The sequence below is a fragment of the Methylobacterium sp. genome (genome assembly GCF_019750675.1).
Classification (GTDB): Bacteria; Pseudomonadota; Alphaproteobacteria; order Rhizobiales; family Beijerinckiaceae; genus Methylobacterium.
Genome location: NZ_JAIEOF010000287.1, coordinates 1 through 2,662 on the forward strand (window position 1 = coordinate 1; position 2,662 = coordinate 2,662).

Below are 2,662 nucleotides of genomic sequence, written 5' to 3' on the forward strand. Positions count from 1 at the left end.
CCCCCGCCCCGCCCTGCCCTGTCCATGGCGGCCAACGGCGGCGGTTCGCGCCCCGCCCTCGTGAATTCCGGGCTCGCAAATCCTGTCCTGCCAAATCCTGTCCTGGCAAGTCCCGCCCTGGCAAGTCCCGCCCCCGCTCCGCAGCCGGAAGAGCCCCGCCTCCTGCGCTTCACCGACGTCGTCGCCCTGGCGGATGCCAAGCGCGACATCGGCCTGAAGATGGCCCTGGAGCGCGAGGTCCACCTCGTGCGCTTCGAGGAGGGCCGCATCGAGTTCCGCCTCGCCGAGGGCGGGCGCCAGAGCATCGCCAACGATCTCGCCCGTGCCCTCGACGCCTGGACCGGGCGGCGTTGGATCGTCGCCCTGTCGAAGGAGGCCGGCGAGCCGACCCTCGACGCCACGGCCCGAGCCGCCACCGAGACCCGCCACCAGAACGCGGCCGCCCATCCCCTCGTCCGCGAGGTGCTCGCCCGCTTCCCCGGCGCGCAGATCGTCGACGTGCGCGACCGCGCCCCCGAGGCCTCCCCCGCCCTGGAGGCGCCCCCCACGGGCGAGGCGGAGACCGAGGAGCCCGACGACGAAGCGTAGCCGCCGGCGTTGTCGCGTCCCAGATCGCGAACCATCTCATCCTCTTTTCCGACGCAACCCCGAACCGACCAAGGAGCAGAGCCGATGCGCGACCTGATGGGCATCATGAAGCAGGCCCAGGCCATGCAGGAGAAGATGGCCTCCCTGCAGGACGAACTCGACACGGTCGAGGTCACGGGTGCCTCGGGCGGCGGCGCCGTGCGGGTGACGATGACGGCCAAGGGCCTCGTGCGGGGCATCCAGCTCGATTCCGCGCTGATGGTCGCCGACGAACGCGAGATCCTCGAGGATCTCATCGTGGCCGCCGTCAACGACGCGCGAGGCAAGGCCGAGCAGGTCGCCGCCGAGCGGATGGCGGAGTTGACCAAGGGCCTCCCGATCCCCCCGGGCATGAAGCTGTTCTGAGGATCGAACACGGTGGGCGGGGAATGCGCACCTTCCCCCCGCGTCGCGGCGCCTCGCCGCGTGCGCCCGGAAACCGGAACCCGCGGAATCCCCGACGCGTCACCCAAGAATTGGTGAGACACGTTCGAGGTGATGATTTTGCGATACGCGATGTTCGGGCTCGTTGCGCTGAGCGCCACGGCCTTCGGGAATGCGGCCCTGGCCCAGAGCAAGCCGCTGCCGCCGGCCAGCAGCGGGGCGATGCCGCCCGTGGAACTCACCATCACGATGGATGGTGACAAACCGGTCTGCGCGCCGGCCGAATTGCGGCTCCCGGCCAACACAAACGTGGAGTTGCACATCATCAGTTCGGCCGGCGAGCCCGTCACCATCACGGCGCCGGGCCAGTTCGAGAACGCCAACGTGCTGCACGCCGACGGCGATCTCATTCACGTGGCCAGCGAGAAGGGCTACCTCGTCAAGCAGAACGGCAAGGGCACGCTGCGCATCCGTACCCTCAAGGAGGGGCAGGAGACCTATGCCTGCACGAGCAACCGCAACCAGAAGGCGCCCTTCGAGGGCAAGCTGGTCCTGACGCCGCCGGCCGGCTGAGCCGCCACCGGCCGGGTCGCCCCGGCCGGCTTTTTCTGATGGGACGCGGCGTTCAGGCGGCCACGGCGAGCCCCGGCTCCGCGGCACGGACATCCGCGTCGACATGCGCGGCGAAGCGCTTGAAGTTCTCCTGGAACATGGTGACGAGGCGGGTGGCAGTCTCGTGGAACGCCGCCTTGTTGTTCCAGGTCTCGATCGGCGACAGCACCTCCGTCTCGACGCCCGGCACCGCGACGGGCACCTGGAAGCCGAAATAGGGGTCGCGCCGGAACTCGACGTTGGACAGGGAGCCGTCGAGGGCCGCGTTAAGCAGGCGGCGCGTGACGCGGATCGGCATGCGCCGTCCGGTGCCGACGCCGCCGCCGGTCCAGCCGGTGTTCACGAGCCAGCAATCGGCGTCGTGCGCCGCGATCAGGTCGCGCAGCAGGTTGCCGTAGACGCTGGGATGGCGCGGCATGAACGGCGCCCCGAAGCAGGTCGAGAACGTCGCCTCGGGCGCCGTCAATCCCCGCTCCGTCCCGGCGACCTTGGCCGTGTAGCCGGACAGGAAGTGATACATCGCCTCGGCGCCGGTCAGCTTGGCGATCGGGGGCATCACTCCGAAGGCGTCGCAGGTCAGCATGACGATGTTCTTGGGGTGCGTGGCCCGGCCGGTGGCGCTCGCATTCGCGATGAAGTCGAGCGGGTAGGCGCAGCGGGTGTTCTCGGTAAGCGAGGCGTCGTCGAAATCCGGCACCCGGGTCTCGGGATGGATCACCACGTTCTCCATCACCGTGCCGAAGCGCTCCGTGGTGGCGTAGATCTCCGGCTCGGCGTTGCGCGAGAGGCGGATGGTCTTGGCGTAGCAGCCACCCTCGAAGTTGAAGATGCCGTCCTTGCTCCAGCCGTGCTCGTCGTCGCCGAGAAGCTGGCGCGAGGAATCATTGGAGAGCGTGGTCTTGCCGGTGCCGGACAGGCCGAAGAACAGGGCCGAATCGCCGGCCTCGTCGAGGGCCGCGTTGGCCGAGCAGTGCATCGGCATCACGCCGGCCCCGGGCAGCATGTAGTTGAGGTAGGTGAAGACCGACTTCTTCATCTC

The 2,662-nt window shown here is 69.2% G+C and carries 3 protein-coding genes and 1 pseudogene; 3 read left to right on the plus strand and 1 reads right to left on the minus strand.

Features of this window, described 5'->3' with window-relative positions:
* The 3 genes and pseudogenes from K2X24_RS14975 to K2X24_RS14985 form a co-directional block, all read left to right on the plus strand.
* Positions 1–588 (plus strand): annotated as a pseudogene (locus K2X24_RS14975) (DNA polymerase III subunit gamma/tau); the annotation flags it as partial.
* Positions 589–672: 84 nt separating this feature from the next.
* Positions 673–993: a YbaB/EbfC family nucleoid-associated protein gene (locus K2X24_RS14980; RefSeq protein WP_292499174.1), complete on the plus strand. Its 321-nt coding sequence runs from the start codon at positions 673–675 to the stop codon at positions 991–993.
* 150 nt (positions 994–1,143) lie between these two features.
* Entirely contained in the window at positions 1,144–1,584 is a 441-nt protein-coding gene (locus K2X24_RS14985; protein ID WP_292499175.1) for an anaerobic typically selenocysteine-containing protein, read from the plus strand.
* Positions 1,585–1,636: 52 nt separating this feature from the next.
* Here the strand turns inward: K2X24_RS14985 and K2X24_RS14990 are convergent.
* The coding region (locus K2X24_RS14990; protein ID WP_292499176.1) for a phosphoenolpyruvate carboxykinase (ATP) at positions 1,637–2,662 on the minus strand (1,026 nt) is incomplete at its 5' end.